Raw genomic sequence first — 23,690 nt, 5'->3', positions numbered from 1 at the left:
TCTACTTCAACCAACCGCTTCTCGCAGCGGCATGAACCGGCAGACGCTCCACTTAACGAGCACGCGGGTCTGTTCAAACAAACCGAGCCACCTCTTATCGCAGGTATGACGCTACACGATGCCGCTCGCTAGGGGCGTAGAACGTGTTTCTATTTATTGTGCAGATGAGGCTTGCTGCTCTGGCAATCTTCGCACTCTCCCATCATGTTGCCTCCAATCCCGACAACGAAGCCATGAGTGTCGAGGTGGCTCCGCTTATCGTAATACCATTTGAAGCTGACGGAATGACAGCGTTCAAACGCGTCTTCATAGGTTATCCAGCCGTGCGCGAAAATTATCCCCCGACCGGCTTTGACCTCGCGCATAATCCGCGCCGCCGACTGGCCGCCTATGTGAACTCCTTCCACAACAATCCCGACTTCATCGATGGTGGTTTGTTCCATATTCTTGGCGAGGGGGCTTTCGCTGCCACCCGCTTGTCGGGGTGGCGGAGCGATTGGACTGGAAGCGTCGCCGCCTTCAACAAATTCAGCACGAAGCTGAGTGCGGACATTGAAAGCCGGGGTTTCTCCGAAGTTCTCGTAAAACAGCTTAACAAGAAGGCGGCTTTTGAAAGGAGAGCGGCCAACAAACTCAACTTTCTTCACTGTGATGTAGGCGCGAAGCTGGCGGGCGGCTGTGTCTTTGGACAGGGCATTGGCTTCGCGCATGGCCTCGGTCGCTTCGCCGGTGTCCTCCACAGCTTTGCGGGTAAGTACGATCTGCTGATAAAGGAGAGCGGTGCCAACGGCGGTGGCCAGCAACTGCGTCCCCGCGATTATCGTGGCCCACAGAACCCAATTGGCAGCCTGCCATTGAGCGCCCAAATCGCTTTCGTCGCGCTCGCTTTCGCGTGCGGCCTGTACAATCTTTGTAGCGCATTCAGCGAGAGGAGTGCCCGCCAACCCAGCGCACTCGCGCTCTACACGCTTGGGGGCATCGGCGGCATATGCGCTTGCCTGTTTATTGGAGCGTTCTTGGTTGGAGCCGTATGACGCGCCCATCGAATAGAACATCGCCCAATAAAGAGCGACGCCAAATATGATAATTATAACCGGACCGTATCGCTTCCAATCGCTTCCAGACATTGTACCAAGAACACCGCTGTAAATTTGCCCCGTGCCAGCTTGTTCCTGATATTCGGTTCGGAGTCTACGACGCCGATTGCAGCCAGCTTTTCCACGAGCTGGGCATAGGTCAGGTTCCGGCGCTTCAATTCCGCCTTGAGCAGACCTTTGACCTTGGCTTCCCAAACTGTACCCGACATCAAAAGCACTCCAGTCGTCGCAAATGCCATCATATTCGATGCATTCGCCATTGCCAAGAGTGGCTGATTGTCACTATATTCGATGCATAAGTACTAGAAACGAAGACATAACGCAACAGTTCCTTCTCTCCGCAGCGGTCCTCAGCCTCAAGGCTGTTTTCAAGATGGGTGAGGAAGCTGCTTACGAGGCGTTCCGCCGGATGCGTTGGCCGGACGGTGAAGCGTCGTGCCCGCGTTGCGGCTGCTGCGAAACCTACAGCATCACGACCCGCAAGCGCTTCAAGTGCGTTGCCTGCTATCACCAGTTCAGCGTCACCAGCGGCACAATCTTCGCCAGCCGGAAGCTGAGCTACACCGATTTGCTCGCCGCGATCGTCATTTTCGTGAACGGCGGGAGGGCGTTTCGGCGCCCCAAGTGAGCCGCGACCTCGACGTGCAGTATAAGACCGCATTCGTCCTTTCGCACAAGCTGCGCGAGGCCATGCAGCTTGAAGCGCAGGGCCGCGTTCTGGATGGCGTTGTAGAGGTCGATGGCGCGTACTCCGGCGGCTATGTGAAGCCGGCCAACATCAAGTCAGAGCGCGCAGATCGCCGCCTTCGCATGACACAGTCGGGCAAGCGTCAATCGGTCGTGGTGATACGTGAGCGCAATGGCGACACGAACACGATGGTCGGGAAGTCCGAAGCCGTTGGCGTTGCCGCCGTGGTCGCATCAGTCGCACTCGGCGCGATCATTCACACTGACGAAGCGTCGCACTGGGACGCGCTGCACGGTCGCTACGAAGCCAAGCGCATCAACCATAGCAAGGCGTACTCACTCGACGGCGCTGCACCAATCAGGCTGAGAGCTTTTTCAGCCGCCTGCGTCGCGCGGAGGTTGGTGTTCATCACCATATCGCAGGGCCGTACCTGAACGCATATGCCGGTGAAATGGCATGGCGCGAGGATAACCGCCGTGAAGCGAACGGGTCGCAGGCCGCGATGGTCACGCGCGCTGCGATGGTGTCGCCAGTGTCGCGGAAGTGGGCGGGGTACTGGCAGCGGGCGGCTTAAGCAGTCGGTGCGGTCGCCAACTGTTTTAGGATTAGGTTGTTCAGAAACGCTGTGATTTCAAGCAGGTCGGTCTCCATTGTACCGGGCACTTTGGCGTCATGCATGCGCTGCATGATATCGCACATTTCGTCGTGGGTATCATCGCGGATAAGCTCGATTATCGAGGTAGTTCCGGGCAGCCAGCGATCCACCTTCTTGCACAAAACATAATACATTAGCGCACGAGCAGTCCGGCCGTTCCCGTCCCAAAAAGGGTGAATATGATTCACGCCCCATAGCGCATATCCAGCCGCTTCGACCGGGTCCATCGCCGCCCATTGGACATGAAGCCTAGTCAGAAACATCTCCATTTCACCGAGGAGCAGCGACCAATCAGATGGGAAATGACCTGCAACTTTTACGTTGTAGTGTCGCCGATACCTGCCTGCCTGAGGGGAAATATACTGTGTCGCATACAGGTTGAGGCTGCAGAGAAAATCGTGGTCAATCTCCAAGCCAAACTGCGAAATCATAAAGCTGGTTTGTAGGAAATCGAATTGGCGAAGGCGATTCCGGTCAGAGACGAATTGTCCCTGTGCCGAATTGGCATCTAGAACGAGCGACATTCTCCCCCCCCCCGGGCATTAAAAAAGGCCCGGTCGCACTGGCGACCGAGCCTTAGAAACTGAATATATTTCAGAGTTTATGCAACAACAAGTTCCGCAAGCGAGGCTAGGCGCACTGCCTCTTTAGTTCCCTTGTCCTCCTTCGGCGCATTGCCGTAGGCAAAACTGATACGCTGAGCGTCCAATTCGGCGGGTAACATCTTGTGTCCCTTCAACGCCTCCAGTGCTGCTCGCAATTCGTCCGTCATAGCCTGTCTCCCCAGCTAGAGCACTCTCAACGCACACCATTCTACACTTGTTCCGATTTACGAAATCGTTACGCCATCGTTTAAGATACGTTTGCAAGCCTAGATGATGCGTCGTGTGCGATTACTGATATCCACTAACTACTCTAATACGGCAAGAGTGCGGCGCGCCGAATATGAAAATAATTAATGTCAAGATTGACTTTCCGGCGCGAGCGAGAATCTCGGTGAACTCGTTTAACGTATCGCTCTTGCGAGGTGTGCGTTGAATCGGGCGATAGCCGAAGAAGACCGGTTCGACGCAGCGACGTTGACTCGAAATAAGTGTTTTATAGTCTGCAAACGTGAGAACATGCTTGAGCGGGAAGGCCCGGGGGAAACCTCGGGCCTTCTTGCTAGCGCACCAGCGTCCAAAGCTGCCAGAACCCCGCCTCGCCCTCGGTAGAGGTCGCCACGCCCCGCTTACGCTGCTCGCGCAACGCATATGCCACACGCCGCCCCATGCTATTGAGCGTGTCAGGCGTGGCCGCAATTCCGCGCTCCACAACCATCCGTTCGGCGATCTCTCGCGTGGTCATGGGCTGGCGTGCGGTGCGCAGGATATCCAGCACCATCCGGGTCATTTGCCCGCGCTTGCTCCAATCGGCTGGCGGTCGGAACGCCTTTGGCTTGATCGTCTCTACAGCCAGATCAGGGGCAATGATCCGCAACGTGGCGTCGATATGCCCCAAGTCCTGCACCAGCTTGGCGAGCGTTTCCTGTGCCCGCTCTATCTCGCCAGCCAGCGCTGCACGCTTCGCCACGAGGTCCGTTACCATATAGTCTGTCATATGATGACATTACGTATCGCAGGCGATTATGTCTGTCCTGCTGTTGGTGCAATTGCTACATAATGCCGAATCGAAGTAATATTTCGATGGGGCGCGAGAGCGGGAAGCCCGCTCCTTCTTGGCGCGGCGCGCTCATATCAAAACCGGAATGCAACGGTTGCGCTAAACCAAGTGATCGGGCTCAAGCGCGCAATCGACATGCGGATCGGTTTCGATCTGCACCGTCGCATGGCAGATCCCGAACCGCTCCTTCAACGCCGTCGTCAGATCGGTGGTGAAGAGATCGCCGGGATAACCGCCGGGCACCAGCAGATGGACGGTCAACGCGGTCTCGGTCGCGCTGATCGGCCAGATATGCAGGTCGTGGAGCGACACCACACCGTGCCGCGCCAGCAGAAACGCCTCGATCTCGTCCGCCTCCAGCCCTGGCGGGATCGCCTGCAGGCTCATATTGACCGAATCCCGCAACAGGCCCCAGGTGCCGATACCGATCACCACGACGATGACGAGGCTCATCACCGGATCGATCCAGCTTTTGCCCGTCAGCACGATGATCAGCCCGGCGATCACCACCCCCGCCGACACCCCGGCATCCGCCGCCATGTGCAGGAACGCGCCGCGAATGTTGAGGTCGCCCTTGCGCCCGCGCATGAACAACAGCGCGGTGATCGTGTTGATCACGATGCCGATGCCGGCGACGATCATCACCGTCGTGCCGGCGACCGGCGCGGGATCGGCGAAGCGGCGCACCGCCTCCGCCGCGATCACCCCGATGGCGACCAGCAACAGCACCGCATTGGCCAGCGCCGCCAGGATCGACGATCCGCGCAGGCCATAGGTATAGCGCCCGCGCGGCGCTCGCCGGCTCAGCGCCATCGCGCCCCAGGCGAGCAGCAGTCCGGCGACATCGCTGAGATTATGCCCGGCATCGGCGATCAGCGCCATCGACTGTGCGGCGACGCCATATCCCGCCTCGACGATAACGAAGCCGAGGTTGAGCACGGTGCCGATCGCAAAGGCACGCCCAAAGCTGGCCGGGGCATGGACATGACCACCCCGCTCCGCGCCATGGTCGTGGGAAGCATGATCATGCGCCATCACTCACTCTCCCCAGATGTGCCGACCACGAAGCTGCCCGCCGATCGTTGCCCGATGCCGAGCACGACCCGTGCAATGGCGGGCAAGACGAGCAAAGTTAGCAAGGTCGCTGCGATTAGCCCGCCGATCACCACCGTAGCAAGCGGCCGCTGCACTTCCGCCCCAGTGCCCGTGGCGATCGCCATCGGCACGAAACCGATCGCCGGCACCAGCCCGGTCATCAGCACCGGCCTGACCTTATCGAACATGCCTTCGCCGATCGCACGTGACGGCTCGACCCCGGCCTCGATCCGCGCGCCGATCGCGCTCATCACCACCAGCCCATTGCACCGCGTCGGCGACCGCGATCGAAAAATCGCGCTTGACCAAGAGCGAGCGCACGGGACACCATCAGCCATTCTCTTAAGGCGCCAGGCAGGCTCGCCCGGCAAACGCCACATGCACCGGGCCGCGTCGCTCGACGGCCTTTAATACTGTGTGTTCTGAGACTTACCGTCGACGGATGATCGAGGGCTGGGCCCTGGCCAGCTACGATATCGCTCCCTGGGGTGCGACCGGCAACGTCAGAAGTATCGGCTTCGGAGCCGAGACGATTCTGGCAACCAGGCATCCAGATCATTCGAAACTCGCCCCGTCGCCAGAAGCGAACCCGCTGATCGCCAGCCGCTGCCCCGACAGTCGCAACGATAGCCACAACACCGCTCCATAACTCGCCAGCGCCGCTGCCAACGCGACAAAGGTCGCTGGCGCAAATCCCGGCCCCGCTCCGCCGGGCACCATGATCGCGACGGCAAGTCCGGCAACCCCGGCCAGCAGTGGCGGCCACAACGGCGCCAGCGGTGGCCTGACCCGCAGCTGCGTACGAAGCACCAGCCGGCGCAACCCCGCCTGCACCATCGTCGCGAGCAGCACCGCGCCCGCCGCGCCTGCAATGCCCCAGCGCGGCGTGAAGTCGATCGCCGCCGCGACGCAGGCGACGAAGCTCGCCAGCATGATCAGCAGCCCGGTCTTGGGCCGCAGATAGACGAACAGGAAGTCGCCCAGCCCGAACGTGCCCTGCGCGGCTTCCGCCACGGTGAGCAGGATCAGCGCCGTATAACCCGCGCTGAAGCCATGCCCGAACAGTTCGAGCATCGGGCCGCCCGCCGCGACGATCGCCACCAGAAACGCCAGTTGCACCGCCAGGATGAAACGGGCGGCGGTCGCCAGCGCATCGACCGTCGCCTTGTTGCCGCTGATCGACAGGGTCCGCGCGACCATTGGCACCAGCATCGAATCGAATGCCTGCCGCGCATGGCGTAGCGGCGTGCGCAATTGCTGCGCCATGCCATATATGCCGGCCCAGCGCTCACCGAGAAAAATGCCGACAAGATACAGATCGAGCCGCGTGAACACCGCATTGATCACGTCGGTGCCGGTGTTGGGCAGCAACTCCCGCAGCGCCGGGATCAACCGCCCGCCACGATATCGCGTCAGGTCGAAACGCGGGAAACAGCGCCTGAATGCGATCAGCGCATAGCCGTTGAGCATGATATTGCCCGCCCAGTAACCGATGATCAGCCCGGTCCCGGTAAAGCCCGTGGCATAAGCGACGACCGCGCCGATCAGCAGCGAATAGGGCTCGACGATGCTCCGTCCGATCACCTCGTGGCGCACGACATGGGTCCAGCGCGTCGCGGCGAACAGGATATCGGCCAGCGCCTGTCCCGCGATCATCGGCGCGATCCAGAACAGGGCGGTCGCAGTATCCGGCGCCAGCACCGAACGTGGCAGTATCGCCACGACACCCATGATCGCCGCCGCCGCCGCCACGCTTGCCGTGAGCACCAGGATCGCCGCGTCGATCACGATATGCGCCGCCGGAACGCCCCTATTCGGGTCGGATTCGGCCCCGGATGAAGCATTGCGGTCGAGCAGCTGGAACAGCGTTTTCTTCAGCGACAACCCGGTCAGCGCAACGCTCGCCTCAAGCACCGCGACCGCCAGGCTATAGGCACCGAACAGCGCCGCGCCGAACAGCCGCCCGGCCACCAGCAGGAACAGGAAGCGCGCACCGAGGCGGATGACGAAACCGAACGCGGTGGAAAACGCGCCGCGCAGGATCAGGCGATCCGCCCCCTGATCAGTGGCTGGCGACACCGGGGGCAATTGATCAGGCCAGGCGCGTCGCGTCGTCGACCGCGAGGCCGGAGCCTATCGTCCCAATCGAGTTGGAATCGCGCAGGATCGGCCGCACCGCGCACAGCACGAGGAACAGCCACAACACCGCAAAGCCGGCCAGCGCGAACAGGATGATCCGCCCCCAGCCGAACAGAATCACTGCTGCGAACAGCAATGCGAAGAAATCGCGGCTGGTAACCACCACCAGCGTTTCGGTAATCTTCGCCGCAAGCCCGGTCGGGAACCGCTCCCGATAGAAACGCTTGAGGAAATTGAAATCGCCCGGCTTGCCCAGCCGCCGTGCCAGCCAGGCCATCAGCGACAATCCGGCGGCGACCAGCACGATCGCGAAGCCGCCCGCCAGCGCCTGCTTATTGCCATACAAATTGGTCAGACTCACCGTCACTGCCGCGAAGAAACCGACATTGATCGCCATGTCGACCGCCGTGTCGAGCAACGCGCCACGCGGGCTGCTGCGATAGGTCGCGCGTGCGATCTCGCCATCGACCCCGTCGAGCAAAGATGCCGTCTGGAACAGCAATCCCCCCGCGATCAACCCGCGATAGCCACCGAACAACAGGCTCAACACCATGACCGCGCCGACCAGCCCGACCAAAACCGTGGCATGCCACGGACGCACGCCGGGAAAACGCAACAGAGCAGCCGAGATGCGCCGCGACACCGGGCGATTGACCAGACGCGAGGCCAGCCCATCGCTCGCCTTGCCGGTCGCCTCGAGCACTGCGGCCACGGTGATCGGCACATTGTCCGCCGCCCGTTTCGAGCGCGCTTCATGATCGACCACAAAATGAAGCGCGGCGTCGGCACCGGCGCGGCGCACATCATCGGCCGCTTTCGGCGACAACCGCCCGCCATCCACGATATCGACCCAGATCTGCCGCGCACCGGCGCGATAGGCCTGCGCCACGGCATGCGCGGCAATCGCCACGCCCGCCACCAGGTGTTCGGCATGTCCGGGGTTGGGAAATGTCAGTCGTACGTCGCGGTCGGTCAGGGTGATTTTGTCGTTACTCATCAACGCCCCCTCGACCGCCCAAATGGGAATATTTGCGCCACAGGCAAGTCCCATTCACGTGATTTGACCTGGCGCCACTATCCCGAACAAGTCGGGGATCAGTCGGGCCGATCTGAGGCAGAGAAAAGGCAAGGCTCGCACACCAACAAGACTCCCTCACGCCGGAGTTGTTCCGGTCCCGATACGGTGTCCGGTATCGACGGCACGATTTTTCGCGGCATTCCCGAGCGATCACCAGTGCGGATTTCGCCATCGAGGAACGGGCCGCTAAAGCAGGATTATCTCGCCATCTTCCTTGACGAACCGATCGGGTTTGCGGTCGAGCAGGGACAGGACTGTTTCGGACGGGCGGCACAGCTTCGTGCCGCTGGGCGTTGCGACGATCGGGCGGTTGACCAGGATCGGGTGGGCGACCATCGCCTCGATCAGCGCGTCGTCGGGCAGTGAAGAATCGTGCAGGCCGAGTTCGGTGGCGGGCGTTCCCTTGTCGCGCAGCAGGTCGCGTGGGCCGAGACCGATCGCGGCGAACAAGCGTTCGAGCTGGTCGCGGGTCCAGCCGGTCTGGCGATAATCGATCACGGTCGGCGCGTAACCGGCGGCCTCGATCATCGCGAGCACGTTGCGCGACGTGCCGCAATCCGGATTGTGATAGATGGTGACGGGGAACTCGGTCATGGTTCGCCCTGTGCCTGAGAACGGATGACGGCGCCGCCGCTTTCGTACCAGCCCTTGGAACGGTTCACGATCGCGACCACCGAAAGCATGACCGGCACCTCGATCAGCACGCCGACCACCGTCGCCAGCGCTGCGCCGGAGCGCAGGCCGAACAGCCCGATCGCCGCCGCGACCGCCAATTCGAAGAAGTTGCTCGCGCCGATCAACGCCGACGGTCCGGCGACGCAATGGGCCTCGCCGGCGGCGCGGTTGAGCCAGTAAGCGAGGCCGGCGTTGAGATAGACCTGAATCAGGATCGGCACCGCGAGCAGCGCGATGACCAACGGCTGGGCGATGATCCGCTCCCCCTGAAAGCCGAACAGCAGCACGAGCGTGGCGAGCAAGGCAACGAGCGAGACCGGGCCGAGCCGCGCGATCAGACGGTCGAGCAGGAGCTGGCCGCCCTTTACGAGGAGTCCGCGACGGAGCAACTGGGCAAAGACCACCGGCACGATGATGTACAGCGCGACCGACAGCAACAGCGTGTTCCACGGCACGGTGATCGCCGCGACGCCGAGCAGCAGCCCGACCAAAGGTGCGAACAGGAACAGCATCAGCACGTCGTTCAACGCGACCTGCGCCAGCGTATAGGTCGGATCGCCGTCGCACAGATTGGACCAGACGAAGACCATCGCGGTACACGGCGCGGCGGCGAGCAGGATCAGCCCGGCGATATAGGACGAGGCCTGACCCGGCGGCAGCAGCGGCGCGAACAGCCAACCGATGAACAGCGCGGCGAGCAGCGCCATTGAAAAGGGTTTGATCGCCCAGTTGACGAACAGCGTGACGCCGACGCCCTTCCAGTGCCGCCGCACGCTGCCGAGCGCGGTGAAATCGATCTTCAGCAGCATCGGAATAATCATCAGCCAGACGAGCAATGCGACCGGCAGATTGACGCTCGCGAGTTCGGCCGAGCCGATCGCCGCGAACTGCGCCGGCAGCACATGCCCGGCCACGATGCCGGCCACGATGCACAATGCGACCCACAGGGTCAGATAGCGCTCGAACAGGGCCATTGGCGGCCGGGCGGTGCCGGTGAAGCGCGACGTCATGCCGGATTGTCGACCGTGCGGCATTCGGGCCGTTCCGCGATCGCGCCAAGCGAACCGCAAATCTCCGGTCGGCCGCCGCAGCAATCCGTGACGAGGAACCCGAGCAGATCGCGCATCCCGTCATAATCCGCGACATAGATCACCGAACGCCCGTCGCGGCGCGACGAGATCAGTCCGGCATGACCGAGGATATTGAGGTGGGTCGACAGCGTGTTGGGCAGCACGCCGACCTCGCGCGCGATCTCGCCCGCCGCCACGCCTTCGGCCCCGGCGCGCACCAGCAGGCGAAAAACGGCGAGGCGGTGGCCGTGAGCGAGCGCGGACAGGGCCTCGACGGCGGTCGGGAGTGGCATCATTTGCACGCCAATCCACCCGCAACAGCGCAGCCGCTGGCCGGGATCATTTCGTCCTCACCGTAAGACGTCGCTTCGTCCATCGTATAGAAGGTTTCCCAGCGCACCCCGGCGGTGTCGGTCACCCAACTCTTGTCGGACTTCGCATAGCAGCACGTCGTCGCTTCCTGGTCGAACGTCGTGTTGCCCGCCGCCTTCAGCCGCGATGCCAATATGGCGAGCTCGTCCGCGCTGTCGACTTGGATGCCGACATGATTGACACCGGCTGCACGGTCGCGCGCGGAAATGGCGAGGTTCACGCGCGGATCCTCCAGCATCCATTTGGCATAGTCGTGCTTCACCACCGAAGGCGGCGCGTTGAACAGGGTGGTGTAGAACAGCACGGCCTGATCGATGTCGGGAACGCTGACATGCATGTGCAGACGCTTCATATCACTCTCCATTGCTTCGACATTTCTATTATCGCCGAACTATCGATTAGTCAAGCATTATCGAATTATCGCTGCTCCTCATGTTGACAGAGCTTACATAGACTGACAGATGTAAGCGGCGACAACATTGGAGTTCGCCTGATGGATCCCCTCAAGCGCCTGGCCGATTCCCTGATCCTGGCGGCTTTCGCCCTGCTCGCCACCGCCGCGCCGGCCTTTGCCGACGTGGTCGGCGAGGCGCATCGCGTCACCACCATGCCTTCCGCAGCGGTGCGCGACGCGACGCACAGCGCGGAATTGCGCGTCACGATCTGGTATCCGGCCAAGGTCGGGACGAAGGCCGCGCCGCTGGTGATCGGCCCGCCCGCACAACCGATCTTCGCGGTCGGCGAAATTGCCGCCGATGCTCCGTTCGCCGCCGACGCGGCGGGCCGCAAGCGTGCGGTGATCCTGCTCTCGCATGGTTTCGGCGGCAGCGCACGGATGATGGGCTGGTTCGGCATTGCGCTGGCCAGGGCGGGGTATGTGGTGATCGCGGTCGATCATCCCGGCAATAACGGGATCGACACGATGACCGTGCCGGGCGCCTTTCTGTGGTGGGAACGTCCGGAGGATTTGAAGCGTGCATTGCAAGCGATGGCGGAGGACAAGGAGTTCGGGCCGCATCTCGACCTGAAGCGGGTCGGCGCGTCGGGCTTTTCCGCCGGCGGTTATACCGCGTTGACGCTCGGCGGTGCGCGCGCCGACCCCAACCGGTTCCTGGTTTTCTGCAACGCCCATCCGCAGGACGGCGTGTGCAAGCCGCAGATCGAGTTCAAGGCGACCAAGGCCGATCGCGACCAGGCGCTGCTAGACCCGCAGGTCGCGGCGCTTCAGGCCGTAGCGACGCACGATCATTCTTTGCCCAGTGTGAAGGCGGTGTTCGCCATCGCGCCCGCGCTGATCCAGGCGCTCGACCCCAGGAGCCTGGCCGTGCTGCGCAAGCCGGTCGGCATGATCGTCGGCGATGCCGATACGATCGCCGAACCCGGCACCAACGCGCGCGTCGCCGCGCGGCTGATCCCGGGCGCGAAGCTCAGCATCGTGCCGGGTGCGGGGCATTACACTTTCCTTTCGACCTGCCTGCCCGGCATGGCGGCGACGGTGAAGCTGTGTGAGTTGGCGGGACCGCAGGCGGCGGCGCACGAGTTGGCGATCCGGCAGGCACTGATATTGTTCGGTCGCTATCTCGGCGCGCCCTGATCGATAGCTGCCGGGAATTCGCGGGGCATATCGTGCATTCGCCTGAAGGGTGCGGTATCCGTCGGCGCCCGTCGTACAGGAGCCGCGATGTTCGTCCCCATTCCCGTCCTGATCGTGATCGGCGCGATCTTCATCCTGCTGCTCGCCCTTGCGCTGCGTCCGTCGCGCGGGCGCGATCCGCTGCTCGGCGGGCAGCCATCGGCCTATCGGCCGCTGCCGACGCGGCGCGAGAGCCCGGCCACCGCGCCGGTCACGGTGTTGCCGCCCGAAGTCGAGGCGGAGGTGCGCGCACTACTCGCGGCGGGGCGCAAGATCGACGCGATCAAGCTTGCGCGCGAGGTCACTCATCTGGGGCTGAAGGACACCAAGGATCTGGTCGAGGCGCTGGAATAACGCCGACGCCGGGTAGCGGGCTGCTCAAGGAGTCACAAGCGGCGTTGTTGGAAGAGACCGACCCTCACTTCGTGAAGCGCCGCTCCTTCAACACAGTCTCTGCCGCAAGCCCGGCAGCGGCTGCATCCTTGGCCACCACGACGCGATAGGATCCGCCGGCGATATGCCATTGATGGCCGGTCACATCCCAATCGGCGAGGATGCGCGGTTCGGCGGTCAGCGTGACGTGGCGGGTCTCGCCCGGTTTCAGCGTCACGCGCTGAAAGGCGGCGAGGCGCGGGGCGCCGCTGGCGCGTGCGACATAGACCTGCGGCACATCGGCGCCGGCCCGGGCGCCCTTGTTGGTCACGTCGAAGCTGATCGTCAGGGTCGTGCCACCACCGACCTTCAAATTGGCATAGGCGAAGCTGGTATAGGACAGGCCGTGGCCGAACGGGAAAAGCGGGGTCAGGCGCTTCGCCGCGTACCAACGATACCCGACATCGCTACCCTCCTGATAGTCGATCGGGAAATGGATCGGGGCGGCGCCCGCGGCACCGTTCGAATTGGCGGCGGCGGTGCGATCGGCGGCGGTCTTGAGCGTTTCCAGCCCGACCGGAGCGGGGCGCGGCGCCTGATCGGCCGAGCGCGGGAAAGTGATCGGCAGGCGACCCGATGGGTTGACCGTGCCGAACACGATGCCGGCGATCGCCTCGCCGCCGCGCTGGCCGGGATACCAGGCCTGGATCACGCCATCGACGCGGTCGATCCACGGCATCAGCACCGGACCGCCGGTTTCGAGTACGACGATCGTCTTGCGATTGGCGGCGGCGACCGCATCGATCAGCGCGTCCTGCTTATCGGGCAGGACAAGTGTTTCGGCGTCCTGTGCCTCGGTCTGCCACTGCGTCGCGAAGACGATCGCGACATCGGCGGCCTTGGCGGCGACGGCGGCGGCGGCGGGGTCGCTGCCATCGACGAAGACCACCTCGGCACCCGGCGCGAGCTTGCGGATCGCGGCGAGCGGCGAGGAGGCGTGATAGGTGACGCGCGCGAACGAGGCCGCGGCGCCGCTGGTCAGCGGGATCTCGACCGGCACGCCGCCGACCGAGCGGACCTGTGACGACCCGCCACCCGACAGGACGCCGACATCGGCATGGCCGCCAATCAGCACGATGCGTCTGGCGGTCTTCGCCAGCGGCAGGATGGCGTTGTCGTTCTTGAGCAGGACGATACCCGCTTCGGCGGTACGCTGCGCGATCACCGCGTTGCTGGCGTAATCGATCGGCTGAGCGGTGGCCGGCATCGGATGCTCAAGCAGGCCGTTTTCGATCACGCCGGTCAGGATGCGCGTGGCCATCTCGTCGAGCCGCGCTTCGGGCACGCTGCCATCGGCAATCGCGGCGGCAAGCGGTGCGGCGAAATAGGGTTGCTTGTCGAGTTCCTTGCCCGATTGCTGGTCGAGCCCGGCAAGCGCGGCCTTGGCGGTCGAATGAACGCCGCCCCAGTCGGACATGACCCAGCCCTTATAGCCCCAGTCGCGGCGCAATATGTCGGTCAGCAGCGTCCGGTTCTCGCACGCATAGTCGCTATTGACCTGATTATAGGCGCACATCACCGATCCGGGACGACCGCGCTCGATCGCGATCTCGAACGCGAGCAGGTCGCTTTCGCGCAGCGCCGCCTCGCCGATGCGCGCGTTGGACACCATGCGCCCGGTCTCCTGCGAATTAAGCGCGTAATGCTTGACCGTGGAGACGATGTTGTTGCTCTGCACGCCGCGGATCGCTTCGCCCGCCATTGTGCCGGCGAGCAGCGGATCCTCACCGAGATATTCGAAATTACGCCCGTTCCACGGATCGCGCGTCAAATTGACGCCGCCGGCAAGCAATATGTTGAAGCGCTTGGCGCGCGCTTCCGACCCGATCATCGCGCCGCCGCGATAAGCAAAATCGGGATCGAAGGTCGCGGCGGTGGCGAGCCCGGCGGGAAGCGCGGTCGCGACATCGCCTTTGCGCTGTTCGACCTGGTTGGCGACGCCAAGGCTCGCATCGCTTTCGCGCAGCGCCGGGATGCCGAGGCGCGGGATCGGCGGGACATGCCCGGCCGACGGGATCATGTCGGTCGGCGAACCCGGCTTGCCCGTCGCATGAGGCGGGAAGAAGCTGAAGGCGAGCTGGAGCTTTTCGGCGCGGGTCATCCGCTTGACCAGCTTAGCCGCACGCGCTTCGGCGCCAATTTTTGCCGGGGCTTTGGCGGGCGCGGTGGCGGCGCGCTTCGGGGTGCGCGCATCGACCATGGTCGGCAGCGCCGTCGATACCAGCATCGCGCCGATCACTGCCCGGCTCCGGAAACTCACCATATAATGTCGCTTTCCACACGCTGACAGCCGGACGCCATGCTGCAGGAGCGGCGCCGGTGTTTCTTCACGGACAAAAGGGTGGGCAAGACCAGCAAGGGTTTGGGGTGATCTTGCCCACCAGGTCTATCAGAACGCCGCCCTGACACGGGCACCAAAGGTGCGTGGCGATTGATAGACCGAGAGGAAGACGGGGTCGTAGCGCGTCGGGCCGAATGTGGTGGCGCCGGTGCGGATCTTGCTGTCCTCGATATTCTGGACGAACGCTTCAACGCTGAAGCTGTCGCCCGGCGCGGTGTAGCGCAGCGCGAAATCGCTGCGCGTATAGGACTTCTGGCTGTCGAAGCCTTCGCCATAGACCACGACCTGTCCGGTGGTCAGCGTGCGCGGTTTGAAGTCGCCGTTGAAATAGGTCAGGTAGCTCTTGGTCTCGTAATGGATCGTACCGCGTGGCGTGATCCGTCCGCCGCCCGGCAACATGAAATCATGTTCGTAACTGGCGGTCGCCGAGAAGCGCGGCGCGTGGGGCAGTTCGTTGCCTTTCAGGTCGCGGGCAGCGGCGGTGTTGCCGCCATCGTCGAAGCGGCCGTCGATCGCGACCAGCGTGTCGAGCCGCGTCTTTTGCAGCGTGCCGGCGAATTGCAGCCGGTCATGGTCGGTCAGATTGGCGTTGAGTTCCGCTTCGAAGCCATAGGCCTTGGCGCCCTTTGCGTTCTGCGTGCCGACCTGGCTGCTGATCGTGTTGCCGTTGGCATCGCGGATCGTGATAACCTGGTTGACCTGATACCCACGGAAATCGGAATAATAGGCCGCCAGGTTGAGCGTCACGCGCCGGTCGAAGAAGCGGCTTTTCAGGCCGACCTCATAGTTGGTGATGGTTTCCGGGTCGGTGGTCCGGCCGCCGTCCTGGATGTTGCCCGATTTGAAGCCGCTGCTGATGCTCGCATAACCGAGCGTGCCGGGCGCGAGATCGGCATCGACGCGGGCGAGATAGGTAAGCTTGCCCCAGCTGCCCTTGACGTCATTGCTGGAGATCGAGAAATTGCCCTGCGGGAAGAGCGCGATCAGCTCCGCTGCGGTGGCATCGGGATAGGCGCCGAAGAAGTTGGCGGTGCACGACGGATCGCCGATCGCCGGGCAACCAAAGGCGGTGACGTTGCGCCCGCCGATATCCGCCTTGCGGTCATGCGTATAGCGCAGGCCGCCGGTCAGGCGGATCGCATCGGTCGCGTGCCAGGTGACCTGACCGAAACCGGCGAGCGAGTCGATCGTGCGCTTGGCCTGGATGAAACTGCCGACAAAGGCGCGGGTGGTGCCATCGCGATAGCCGTCGCGCTGATCGACATCGAAGCGGATGCTGTTGTTCTCGTGCGAATAATAGGCGCCGAGGATATAGTCGAAGCGGTTCTCACCGGTCGATTTCAACTGCAGTTCGTGACTGGTGAAATCATAACGCGACTTGACCGTGCGATTCTCTCCGAACCCGCCGAGATAGAGCTGCAATCCGCTCACCGGATCGAACCCGCCGGTCGGCGGCAGGGCGCCGGCATCGGCATCCGCCTGAGTGCTGCCGCCGAGCCGCGAGAAACCAGCGATATAGCTGATCTGCGCTTTGTCGCTGATGTCGAGGTTCATTGTGCTGCGCACCGCGACCGAATAACGATCGGTATCGGGGGCGGTGTCGCTGAGCGTCGAGAAGAGCCTGGTGCCGGCGCGTGGCGTCTGCAGCAACGAGATGACAGGCGCACCCTTGTCGAGGAATCCTTCCGCGCTGAGGTTCCAGGAGAAGCGGTCGCTCGGCTGCCACAACAGGCTGAGACGGCCGGACATCTGGTCCTGCGCGTAATATTTCTTGCCGGTGGTGATGAATGCCGACCGATCGACATTGGGCACGTTCGGCGCGGCCTGGAAATCGGCATAACCGTTATGGCGTTCGGTGACGAAGGCGAAGCGTGCCGCCAGCGTGTCGCTGATCGGTATGTTGATCGCACCACGCGTGCCGACCCGGTTGTAATCGCCGACGATCGCCTCGGCATAGCCGCTCATCTTGTCGAAGGTCGGCTTGGCCGAGATCAGCCCGACCGCGCCGGCGGTCGCATTGCGCCCGAACAACGTGCCCTGCGGTCCGCGCGACACTTCGACGCGCTCCATGTCGTACATCAGCACCGACGCGCCCTGCGCGCGCGGCGAATAGATGCCGTCGATATAGATTGCGACCTCAGGGTCGGCGACTTCGGTGAAGGCGGTGTCGTTGCCGATGCCGCGCAGGGTCAGCAGCACGGCCGACTGGTCGCCTTGCTGGTTGAACTGCAGGCTGGGCACGAAGCGCGCCAGATCGGTGATATTGTTGACCTGTTGCCGGTTGAGGCTTTCCTGGCTGAATGCAGAGACGGCAAGCGGGGTCTTTTGCAGGCTGGTCTCGCGCCGCGTGGCGGTGACCAGGATGTCGCCGTCATCGACCGGGGCGGCCGGTTCGGCAGCCTGTTCGACGCTGCCGGTGGGGGCCACTGGCGCAGCCTGCGCGAAAGCGGGTGCGGCGACGAGCGACGTGGCGAGCATGGTGCTCGCAGCAAGCAGATACCGTTTCATGCATTCCTCCCTGGAGTGAGCCTTTTTGATCAGGCTTACCCCGCTCAGAAGGCGAGCTTGACATCGATGTCAAGAAATATTTGACATCGATGTCAACGAATGGCGACATCGATGTCAAATTTATCCCGACCTGTTGCACAGATGCATCGCTGCGTTAGAACGGCGTGTGCAATCGCCCCGATCCGATCCCCAACCAAACCCCGACGCGCGGATCAGCAAGTCTTTGTTCGACCTGTCGATCGGGGTGTTTTTCCTCGGCGGATTCCTCACATCGATCGTCGGTTTGCTGGTGCCGCGGCTGACGCTGACGCTGGGGCTCGATTATACTCGCGCGCTACTGGTGCAGTTCGCTTTCCATCTGAGTTACCTGCTGTTCGCCTTTCCGATCGCGGTGGTGATTCTGCGCGTCGGTTACATGCGCTCGATCGTCGCCGGGCTAAGCGTGATGGTCGCCGGCTGCCTGGCGCTGATCGGATCGGCGGAGTGGCGCTCGTTCGCGCTGGTGCTGCTCGCGTTGCTGACTCTGTCGACTGGGATCACCTTTCTGCAGATCGCCGCCAACACCGTGGTGACCGTGGTCGGCCCGTCGCGCCACGCGGCGGCGCGGCTGACTCTGTTGCAGGGGTTCAATTCGCTCGGCACGGTGCTCGGGCCGCTGATCGGTGCGGTGTTCCTGCTCGGGTCGATCGGGATCGATCCGGGTGGCCCGCGGTCTGCGGGTTTAGGGGCGGATGCGGCGCCGTTCGTGGTCGGGGCGATCCTGCTCGGGCTGCTCGCCATCGCCTTTTACCGACAGCGCGACTTGCTTGGCCGGGCCCGGCCGGGTTCGGTCGCGACGGGGATGGGCGCGGTGTTCGGCACGCTGCCGGCAGTGCTGCGCAACCGGCGGCTGCTCGGCGGCACGGTGGCGATGTTCGCCTATGTCGGGGCGGAGGTCGCGATCGGTACGCTGATCCCCAATTTCCTGATGCTGCCCGATATTCTCCACTCGGCGCCGCTTGCCGCCGGACAGCTGGTCAGCCTTTATTGGGGTGGGGCGATGATCGGGCGCTTCGCCGGTGCATGGCTGCTCAGGCGGATCGATGCCGGGTTGCTGCTCGCATCGGTCGCGATCGGCGCGATGGCATTGACGACATTGGCGAGTCTCAGCGGTGGCATAACCGGCGCGGTCGCGCTGATCGCGGTCGGGCTGTGCAATTCGATCATGTACCCGACAATCTATGCGCTGGCGCTGCCCGGCGACGAGGCCAAGGCGCCGCTCGGTTCGATGTTCCTGTGCATGGCGGTGGTCGGCGGGGCGATCGTGCCGCTGCTGACCGGTGTGCTGGCCGACCGGATCGGGCTGGCATTGTCGCTGCTGCTGCCGGCGGCCTGCTATATCGTCATCGCATCATTCGCCGCGCACTGCCGCACGCCGCGTCCGGCCGGGGGGCCGGGCGCTATTGGGCCAGAAGCTATTGGGCCAGAAGCTATTGGGGCAGAGGATAGCGCGCGATGAAGCCGATCACGATCAAGGAAGTCGCCGCGCGTGCCGGGGTCTCGCCCAAGACGGTGTCGCGGGTGATCAACGACGAGGAACATGTCCGCCCGCCGGTGCGCGAGGCGGTGATGCGCGTGGTGCGCGAGATGGGGTATCGCCCGAACAGTTTCGCGCGCAGCCTGTCGAGTTCGAAATCCTATCTGCTCGGCCTGCTGGTCGACGATCCCGCATCGGGTTACGCCACCGATGTGCAGGTCGGCGCGCTGCTGCGCAGCCGCGACCTGGGGTATCATCTGGTGATCGAGCCGCTCGACACGGGCAAGGCCGAATGGCTCGACATGATCGACACGGGCCTGCGCGCGCTCAACCTGGGCGGTGCGATCCTCACCCCGCCCTTGTGCGATCGCGCCGACCTGATCGACCTGCTGGAGCGTCATGGCCTGCCGTTCGTGCGCATCTCGCCAAGCGGTGATGACGAACGATCGGCCTCGGTGCGGATGGATGACCGCGCCGCGGCGCGCGACATGACGCGGCACCTGATCGGGCTCGGCCATCGCGACATCGCCTTTATCAAGGGCGATCCGATGCACGGCGTGTCGGCGTTCCGCTATCACGGCTTTTGCGATGCGATGGCCGAGGCCGGGCTGGCGATCGTCGACCGGCGCGTGCTGGAGGGCGATTTCTCGTTCCGCTCGGGGCTGCGGCTGGGCGAGACGATCCTGGCCGGCGACGACCGCCCGAGCGCGATCTTCGCGAGCAATGACGATATGGCGCTGGGCGTGCTGGTCACCGCGATCCGGCTTGGCATCATGGTGCCGGACACGCTGTCGGTGGCGGGGTTCGACGATGCCCCGGTCGCGCGCGTTGCCTGGCCACAACTGACCACCGTGCGTCAGCCCAACGCCGAGATGGCGGCGGCGGCGGTCGATATCGTGACCAGTCCGGGCTATTCGACCGAGGCGGACAAGTCGCAACTCAATCGCAGCCTCCCCTATGAGATCATACTGCGATCAAGCACCGCCGCGCCGCGGCCATGATGCGACGCACGCCGATCGCGCTCGCCGCATTGCTTGTCTTGTCGGCATGCTGGAACGGCGCGGCCTGGTTCACCGCCGAACAAGCGGTGCAGGCGATCCCGGACGGTCGCTACCGCCTTGTCGAACCCGGCGTACAGTCACCGGAAAGCGGCGATACCATCACGATCGCGCAGCAGCCCGACCATAGCCTGTCGATCACTGGCCCGGACAATCCGTGGCGCGCGATCGTCGTGCCGGTCGATCCGGCGCTCCCGGGCCGTTTCATCGTCCAGCTCCAGCAAATATCGGCTGGGCGTCCCGATTCGAGCGCTGGTTTCGTCCTGCTCGACACCAGGGCGGGCGGCTATCGCATCTCGATCCTCGCTTGTGCCGGCGCCGCGCGTGAGGCGATCGAGCGCAGCGGCGGCCATGTCAGCCGCGACCCGCAATCCGCCGCCTCCTGCATCTTCGCCGACCGCGCGACCTTCCTCACCCAGTTCCGCGCGGCCGCACAGACGGAACCGGCAGCGGATCTGGAATTGCGGCCGGTCGATCGCTGAGCGGTCAGCGCCGCAATTTCGGCGTCAGCATCCCCACTTCGCCGCGATAGCTCTCGTATTTGTCGCCGAACAGGTCGACCAGATCGCGTTCCTCATGGTGGATCGCGATCAGGATATAGACGAACGTGCCGACCGCCAGCACGAGATGGCCGATGGTCATATGCGGCGTCGCCCAGAAGGCGAGGATGAAGCCGCTATATAAAGGATGGCGCACCAGCCGGTAGAAGAAGGGCGTGCGAAATGTCGGCGCAACCGCGCCCTGCCCGCGCAGATGCCCCCATATTTGCTTCAAGCCGAACAGTTCGAAATGACTGATCAGGAAGGTGCTGAGCAATACGACCAACCAGCCCAGCCCGAACAGCGCCCACAAGATTCCGGCCAGCGCCGGGGCCTGCACGAGCCACAGCGTCGCCGGGATCGGGCGCCACTGCCATAACAGCAGGATGAGCACCAGGCTGGCGGCCAGCACATACACGCTACGCTCGATCGGTTCGGGCACGATCCTGGTCCAGGCGCGCTTGAAGGCGGGCCGCGCCATCACGCTATGCTGCACGCCGAACAGTGCGATCAGCACCAGGTCGATCGCCGCGGCGGGCACGACCGCAATCGAGGCGCCGCCGCGATCGATCGTCACCGGCACCCACGGCAGGTCACCGACAAATGCGATAAGGTAAAGAAAAGTCGCGAAAAATACGACATAGGCGACAACGCCGAACAGCAGGTAGAATGTGCGACTCATCTTCGCCCTCCCCCAAATATGGGGCGAGCATATGACGTAAGCCATATTTTGCAACGGCAAGTATCCGGCAGCGCGGATAGTATCGGGTCGATGACCAACTGCCTGCTTTGAACGCGGCACCATTGCCACGGGCCAGCGGAGTTCGGTCAATTTGCCCAATGCATGGCGGGTGGGCCTCGCCGCCTCGCGCCTGTGGCCGCTGCACTCTTCATTGTCTTGGTCATGTGAAAGAGCGTTTCGGCAGTCGATGAGGTGCCGCGTGGAACCTTGTGGCCGGAGTTTCAGCCAGTTTGAATCGAACCGCGAGACGTTTCGGGGGAGATATGTCACACCGTAATGTGTCATATCTCGGACGTCAGGAACCTCATAATATCGTCATATATCAATAGGATGTGATAATATCGCGTGCGCAGCGCGCGTTTGAATCGGCTCGATTCAGCCACGTTGCGGATTCGTGGCGACGATGCGCTTTTCACATCGCCGCGCGATGTGGCAGGTAAACAGCATGACCGACAGCCGCATCCGCGCCACCCTGCTCGACTTCACCGACGAGGTTCTCGCGACGCTCGACCTGCCCGGCGGCGCGCTGACCATCACGCGCGGGCTTGGCTCAGGCCTTGCGCGCCGCGCAGGCGATCCGCCGGGGACGATCTGGGCGGTCGGCGATCGTGGGCCGAACCTCAAGGTCAAGCTCGCGCTCGAACGCTATCACCTGACGCAGATGGCGCCCTATGCGCACATCGAAGGCGCCAAGATCATGCCGCGTCCCGATATCGGCCCGGCCATTTCCGAACTGCGCATCAAGGGCGACTGCGTCGCCATCGTCCGTACGATTCCATTGCGCGGCCACAGCGGCGCGACGCTGTCCGGCCTGCCCACCCCCGGCGGCACGAACAGTATCAGCGAACCGGCGATCGCACTCGACGGCACGATCATCGCGGCCGATCCGTCCGGCGCCGATACCGAAGGTGTGGCCGCGGCGGCGGACGGCAGTTTCTGGATCGCCGACGAATATGGCCCCTCGCTGCTTCACGTCGGGTCCGACGGCACAGTCATCGCCCGCTGGGTGCCGGGCGGCGCGGAGAGCCTGTTCGCGGGGGCGGATTATCCGATCGTCGGCGCGCTGCCCGCGATCGCCGCCCGCCGTCAGATCAACCGCGGCTTCGAAGCGCTGGCGCTTTCCGAAGACGGCGCATGGCTGTACCTCGCCTTTCAGAGCCCGCTCGCCCATCCGGACGAGAAGGCGCATCGCAAGGCGCGCCATGTCCGCATCTGGAAACTGGACACGAAGACCGGCGCGGTCGCCGCGCAATATCTCTATCCGTTCGACCGCCCGAAAACATTCAAGCGCGACAAGGCGCTGGGCAAGCTCGGCTGGTCGGACCTGAAGATCAGCGAACTGGTGCTGATCGCCCCGGATCGCCTGCTGATCCTCGAACGCGGTTCGGCCACAACCAAGCTTTACGCCGTCCGGCTCGACGCGGCCCATGCGACCGACCCCGACCAGCTCGACGACGCAACTCGCCCGACGATCGAACAGCTCAGCGCCGATGGCCTGATCGGCGACCTCGCGCTCGAAAAGGCGCTGGTCCTCGATACCGACGACCTGCCCGAGATAGACGCCGACCTCGAAGGGCTGGTGGTGCTGTCGCCAAACACATTGCTGCTGGTCAACGACAACGACTTCGGCACGGAGGGCGTGCGAACGCGCTTCTGGCGAGTGGAGTTGCCGGCCGATCTACCGATGGGCTAGGTCAAACCAAGTTTGAATGGACTCATCACTCCGTTCGTTTCGAGCGAAGTCGAGAAACCTTGCTCAGCGATTATGGCTTGTTTCTCGACTTCGCTCGAAACGAACGGGGAGTGGGTCAATCAGCGCGAAAAAGCTGGTCGGGTAAGAGCGACGTTGAACGAGGACGGACGATGCGACCAAAGACGATAACCGCATTCGAGATCATTCAGATCGTAATGCTCATACTGGGTTATATCCTGTCGCCCACCGACGACGTGATCTGGAAGACGGTTGGCTTCGTCATCGTCATGGCCCTGGTGCTGCTCATCTCGCGCCGACGAAGCAATGTCGCGCGGTGGATATTCGCCGCCATGGTGGCGCTCGGACTGCTTATTCAAGCATGGCTCTGGATCGCCCAGCCCGTAGAGTTGCCGTCCCTCACAACCTGGTACATCGCGCGGATCGTGTTCGGCCTGATGGTGTCGCTGGTTTCGGTCGGGCTGCTTTTCACCCCATCCACCTCGGACTGGCTGCGGCGCGGCCGGCATACCACGCCAGCCTAAGCCGATCAGGCAATTCCTGCCTGATCCGCACGAGCCATGCTTGATCGAAGTAAGTTCACCGCCTGACGCGATCGCAGCCACCGCACGGATGACGTGTACGTCGATCGGCCCTAGACGAAAAAATACCACGCTATCGAGAACGGCACCGTCAGAAG

At 63.4% G+C, this 23,690-nt stretch carries 22 protein-coding genes and 2 pseudogenes; 8 read left to right on the top strand and 16 right to left on the bottom strand.

What is annotated here, in order from left to right; translation table 11 throughout:
- Window positions 1–149: 149 nt before the first annotated feature.
- Window positions 150–1,055, bottom strand: a complete 906-nt coding sequence (locus ACVWZA_RS04965; protein ID WP_457310021.1) for a hypothetical protein — start codon at window positions 1,053–1,055, stop codon at window positions 150–152.
- 32 nt (window positions 1,056–1,087) lie between these two features.
- Window positions 1,088–1,339, bottom strand: coding sequence for a DUF6471 domain-containing protein (locus ACVWZA_RS04960; protein ID WP_457310020.1), 252 nt, complete (start codon window positions 1,337–1,339; stop codon window positions 1,088–1,090).
- Between the two features lie 74 nt (window positions 1,340–1,413).
- Between ACVWZA_RS04960 and ACVWZA_RS04955 the strand changes: the two are divergent.
- Window positions 1,414–2,359, top strand: a pseudogene (locus tag ACVWZA_RS04955) (IS1595 family transposase).
- On the opposite strand, the gene ACVWZA_RS04950 reads toward ACVWZA_RS04955, so the two are convergent.
- The 11 genes and pseudogenes from ACVWZA_RS04950 to ACVWZA_RS04900 all read right to left on the bottom strand — a co-directional run bounded on the left by ACVWZA_RS04950 (window position 2,356) and on the right by ACVWZA_RS04900 (window position 10,883).
- Window positions 2,356–2,964, bottom strand: a complete 609-nt coding sequence (locus ACVWZA_RS04950; protein ID WP_457310019.1) for a Fic family protein — start codon at window positions 2,962–2,964, stop codon at window positions 2,356–2,358. The pseudogene ACVWZA_RS04955 and the gene ACVWZA_RS04950 overlap by 4 nt on opposite strands.
- 77 nt (window positions 2,965–3,041) lie before the next feature.
- Window positions 3,042–3,212 carry a hypothetical protein gene (locus ACVWZA_RS04945; RefSeq protein ID WP_457310018.1) on the bottom strand — a complete coding sequence of 57 codons (171 nt, stop codon included), beginning with the start codon at window positions 3,210–3,212 and terminating at the stop codon, window positions 3,042–3,044.
- 392 nt (window positions 3,213–3,604) lie between these two features.
- Window positions 3,605–4,039, bottom strand: a complete 435-nt coding sequence (locus tag ACVWZA_RS04940; protein WP_457310017.1) for a hypothetical protein — start codon at window positions 4,037–4,039, stop codon at window positions 3,605–3,607.
- Between the two features lie 162 nt (window positions 4,040–4,201).
- Complete coding sequence (locus ACVWZA_RS04935; protein WP_457310016.1) at window positions 4,202–5,137, bottom strand: cation diffusion facilitator family transporter; 936 nt, start codon at window positions 5,135–5,137, stop codon at window positions 4,202–4,204.
- A pseudogene (locus tag ACVWZA_RS04930) lies at window positions 5,137–5,463 on the bottom strand (efflux RND transporter permease subunit); the annotation flags it as partial. The pseudogene ACVWZA_RS04930 and the gene ACVWZA_RS04935, both read right to left, overlap by 1 nt.
- A 289-nt stretch (window positions 5,464–5,752) precedes the next feature.
- Entirely contained in the window at window positions 5,753–7,276 is a 1,524-nt protein-coding gene (locus ACVWZA_RS04925; protein WP_457310015.1) for a lipopolysaccharide biosynthesis protein, read from the bottom strand.
- Window positions 7,277–7,289: 13 nt separating this feature from the next.
- The gene (locus ACVWZA_RS04920) at window positions 7,290–8,333 is read right to left on the bottom strand and encodes a CDP-alcohol phosphatidyltransferase family protein (protein ID WP_457310014.1); all 1,044 of its coding nucleotides are present in this window, start codon (window positions 8,331–8,333) and stop codon (window positions 7,290–7,292) included.
- 267 nt (window positions 8,334–8,600) lie between these two features.
- Window positions 8,601–9,008, bottom strand: coding sequence for an arsenate reductase (glutaredoxin) (gene arsC / locus ACVWZA_RS04915; RefSeq protein ID WP_457310013.1), 408 nt, complete (start codon window positions 9,006–9,008; stop codon window positions 8,601–8,603).
- The gene (arsB, locus tag ACVWZA_RS04910) at window positions 9,005–10,123 is read right to left on the bottom strand and encodes an ACR3 family arsenite efflux transporter (protein ID WP_457310011.1); all 1,119 of its coding nucleotides are present in this window, start codon (window positions 10,121–10,123) and stop codon (window positions 9,005–9,007) included. Before arsB ends, arsC begins: the two co-directional genes overlap by 4 nt.
- Complete coding sequence (locus ACVWZA_RS04905) at window positions 10,096–10,455, bottom strand: ArsR/SmtB family transcription factor (protein WP_457310010.1); 360 nt, start codon at window positions 10,453–10,455, stop codon at window positions 10,096–10,098. The genes arsB and ACVWZA_RS04905 overlap by 28 nt, the downstream gene beginning before the upstream one ends.
- Entirely contained in the window at window positions 10,452–10,883 is a 432-nt protein-coding gene (locus ACVWZA_RS04900) for an ArsI/CadI family heavy metal resistance metalloenzyme (RefSeq protein ID WP_457310009.1), read from the bottom strand. Before ACVWZA_RS04900 ends, ACVWZA_RS04905 begins: the two co-directional genes overlap by 4 nt.
- A gap of 141 nt (window positions 10,884–11,024) precedes the next feature.
- Here ACVWZA_RS04900 and ACVWZA_RS04895 point away from each other — a divergent pair, with 141 nt between their 5' ends.
- The gene (locus ACVWZA_RS04895) at window positions 11,025–12,125 is read left to right on the top strand and encodes an alpha/beta hydrolase family protein (protein WP_457310008.1); all 1,101 of its coding nucleotides are present in this window, start codon (window positions 11,025–11,027) and stop codon (window positions 12,123–12,125) included.
- An 87-nt stretch (window positions 12,126–12,212) separates the two neighbouring features.
- A complete protein-coding gene (locus ACVWZA_RS04890; protein WP_457310007.1) occupies window positions 12,213–12,518 on the top strand; it encodes a ribosomal protein L7/L12 in 306 nt (101 codons plus the stop codon).
- A 64-nt stretch (window positions 12,519–12,582) separates the two neighbouring features.
- Here the strand turns inward: ACVWZA_RS04890 and ACVWZA_RS04885 are convergent, their stop codons facing one another.
- Entirely contained in the window at window positions 12,583–14,859 is a 2,277-nt protein-coding gene (locus tag ACVWZA_RS04885; RefSeq protein WP_457310006.1) for a beta-glucosidase, read from the bottom strand.
- A 126-nt stretch (window positions 14,860–14,985) separates the two neighbouring features.
- The gene (locus ACVWZA_RS04880) at window positions 14,986–17,445 is read right to left on the bottom strand and encodes a TonB-dependent receptor (protein ID WP_457310005.1); all 2,460 of its coding nucleotides are present in this window, start codon (window positions 17,443–17,445) and stop codon (window positions 14,986–14,988) included.
- 166 nt (window positions 17,446–17,611) lie between these two features.
- Here ACVWZA_RS04880 and ACVWZA_RS04875 point away from each other — a divergent pair, with 166 nt between their 5' ends.
- Genes ACVWZA_RS04875 through ACVWZA_RS04865 form a run of 3 tightly spaced genes read left to right on the top strand, consistent with a single transcriptional unit; the run spans window position 17,612 to window position 20,501 of the window.
- Window positions 17,612–18,943 (top strand): MFS transporter, encoded by a 1,332-nt coding sequence (locus ACVWZA_RS04875; protein WP_457310004.1) that lies wholly within the window; start codon window positions 17,612–17,614, stop codon window positions 18,941–18,943.
- Complete coding sequence (locus tag ACVWZA_RS04870; protein WP_457310003.1) at window positions 18,940–19,962, top strand: LacI family DNA-binding transcriptional regulator; 1,023 nt, start codon at window positions 18,940–18,942, stop codon at window positions 19,960–19,962. The genes ACVWZA_RS04875 and ACVWZA_RS04870 overlap by 4 nt, the downstream gene beginning before the upstream one ends.
- On the top strand, window positions 19,959–20,501 hold the full coding sequence (locus ACVWZA_RS04865) for a hypothetical protein (protein WP_457310002.1): 543 nt from the start codon (window positions 19,959–19,961) through the stop codon (window positions 20,499–20,501). Before ACVWZA_RS04870 ends, ACVWZA_RS04865 begins: the two co-directional genes overlap by 4 nt.
- 4 nt (window positions 20,502–20,505) lie before the next feature.
- Here the strand turns inward: ACVWZA_RS04865 and mddA are convergent, their stop codons facing one another.
- Complete coding sequence (gene mddA / locus ACVWZA_RS04860; protein ID WP_457310001.1) at window positions 20,506–21,240, bottom strand: methanethiol S-methyltransferase; 735 nt, start codon at window positions 21,238–21,240, stop codon at window positions 20,506–20,508.
- Window positions 21,241–21,745: 505 nt separating this feature from the next.
- Here mddA and ACVWZA_RS04855 point away from each other — a divergent pair.
- On the top strand, window positions 21,746–22,993 hold the full coding sequence (locus ACVWZA_RS04855; protein WP_457310000.1) for an esterase-like activity of phytase family protein: 1,248 nt from the start codon (window positions 21,746–21,748) through the stop codon (window positions 22,991–22,993).
- A gap of 170 nt (window positions 22,994–23,163) precedes the next feature.
- A complete protein-coding gene (locus ACVWZA_RS04850) occupies window positions 23,164–23,535 on the top strand; it encodes a hypothetical protein (protein ID WP_457309999.1) in 372 nt (123 codons plus the stop codon).
- Window positions 23,536–23,690 lie beyond the last annotated feature (155 nt).

This window comes from Sphingomonas sp. UYAg733, assembly GCF_054057355.1.
The sequence above is the reverse complement of the archived record's forward strand: the minus strand, read 5'-3'. Positions and strand labels throughout refer to the sequence as shown.

Excerpts from the sequence above, each read along its gene's own strand:
- ACVWZA_RS04895 (WP_457310008.1), top strand. The coding sequence starts at position 11,025 with ATGGATCCCCTCAAGCGCCTGGCCGATTCCCTGATCCTGGCGGCTTTC.
- ACVWZA_RS04880 (WP_457310005.1), bottom strand. The coding sequence starts at position 17,445 with ATGAAACGGTATCTGCTTGCTGCGAGCACCATGCTCGCCACGTCGCTC.
- ACVWZA_RS04965 (WP_457310021.1), bottom strand. The coding sequence starts at position 1,055 with ATGTTCTATTCGATGGGCGCGTCATACGGCTCCAACCAAGAACGCTCC.
- arsB (WP_457310011.1), bottom strand. The coding sequence starts at position 10,123 with ATGCCGCACGGTCGACAATCCGGCATGACGTCGCGCTTCACCGGCACC.
- ACVWZA_RS04905 (WP_457310010.1), bottom strand. The coding sequence starts at position 10,455 with ATGATGCCACTCCCGACCGCCGTCGAGGCCCTGTCCGCGCTCGCTCAC.
- ACVWZA_RS04870 (WP_457310003.1), top strand. The coding sequence starts at position 18,940 with ATGAAGCCGATCACGATCAAGGAAGTCGCCGCGCGTGCCGGGGTCTCG.
- ACVWZA_RS04940 (WP_457310017.1), bottom strand. The coding sequence starts at position 4,039 with ATGACAGACTATATGGTAACGGACCTCGTGGCGAAGCGTGCAGCGCTG.
- ACVWZA_RS04935 (WP_457310016.1), bottom strand. The coding sequence starts at position 5,137 with ATGGCGCATGATCATGCTTCCCACGACCATGGCGCGGAGCGGGGTGGT.
- ACVWZA_RS04945 (WP_457310018.1), bottom strand. The coding sequence starts at position 3,212 with ATGACGGACGAATTGCGAGCAGCACTGGAGGCGTTGAAGGGACACAAG.
- ACVWZA_RS04900 (WP_457310009.1), bottom strand. The coding sequence starts at position 10,883 with ATGAAGCGTCTGCACATGCATGTCAGCGTTCCCGACATCGATCAGGCC.
- ACVWZA_RS04920 (WP_457310014.1), bottom strand. The coding sequence starts at position 8,333 with ATGAGTAACGACAAAATCACCCTGACCGACCGCGACGTACGACTGACA.
- ACVWZA_RS04850 (WP_457309999.1), top strand. The coding sequence starts at position 23,164 with ATGCGACCAAAGACGATAACCGCATTCGAGATCATTCAGATCGTAATG.
- ACVWZA_RS04885 (WP_457310006.1), bottom strand. The coding sequence starts at position 14,859 with ATGGTGAGTTTCCGGAGCCGGGCAGTGATCGGCGCGATGCTGGTATCG.
- ACVWZA_RS04890 (WP_457310007.1), top strand. The coding sequence starts at position 12,213 with ATGTTCGTCCCCATTCCCGTCCTGATCGTGATCGGCGCGATCTTCATC.
- ACVWZA_RS04865 (WP_457310002.1), top strand. The coding sequence starts at position 19,959 with ATGATGCGACGCACGCCGATCGCGCTCGCCGCATTGCTTGTCTTGTCG.
- ACVWZA_RS04960 (WP_457310020.1), bottom strand. The coding sequence starts at position 1,339 with ATGATGGCATTTGCGACGACTGGAGTGCTTTTGATGTCGGGTACAGTT.
- ACVWZA_RS04950 (WP_457310019.1), bottom strand. The coding sequence starts at position 2,964 with ATGTCGCTCGTTCTAGATGCCAATTCGGCACAGGGACAATTCGTCTCT.
- arsC (WP_457310013.1), bottom strand. The coding sequence starts at position 9,008 with ATGACCGAGTTCCCCGTCACCATCTATCACAATCCGGATTGCGGCACG.
- mddA (WP_457310001.1), bottom strand. The coding sequence starts at position 21,240 with ATGAGTCGCACATTCTACCTGCTGTTCGGCGTTGTCGCCTATGTCGTA.
- ACVWZA_RS04855 (WP_457310000.1), top strand. The coding sequence starts at position 21,746 with ATGACCGACAGCCGCATCCGCGCCACCCTGCTCGACTTCACCGACGAG.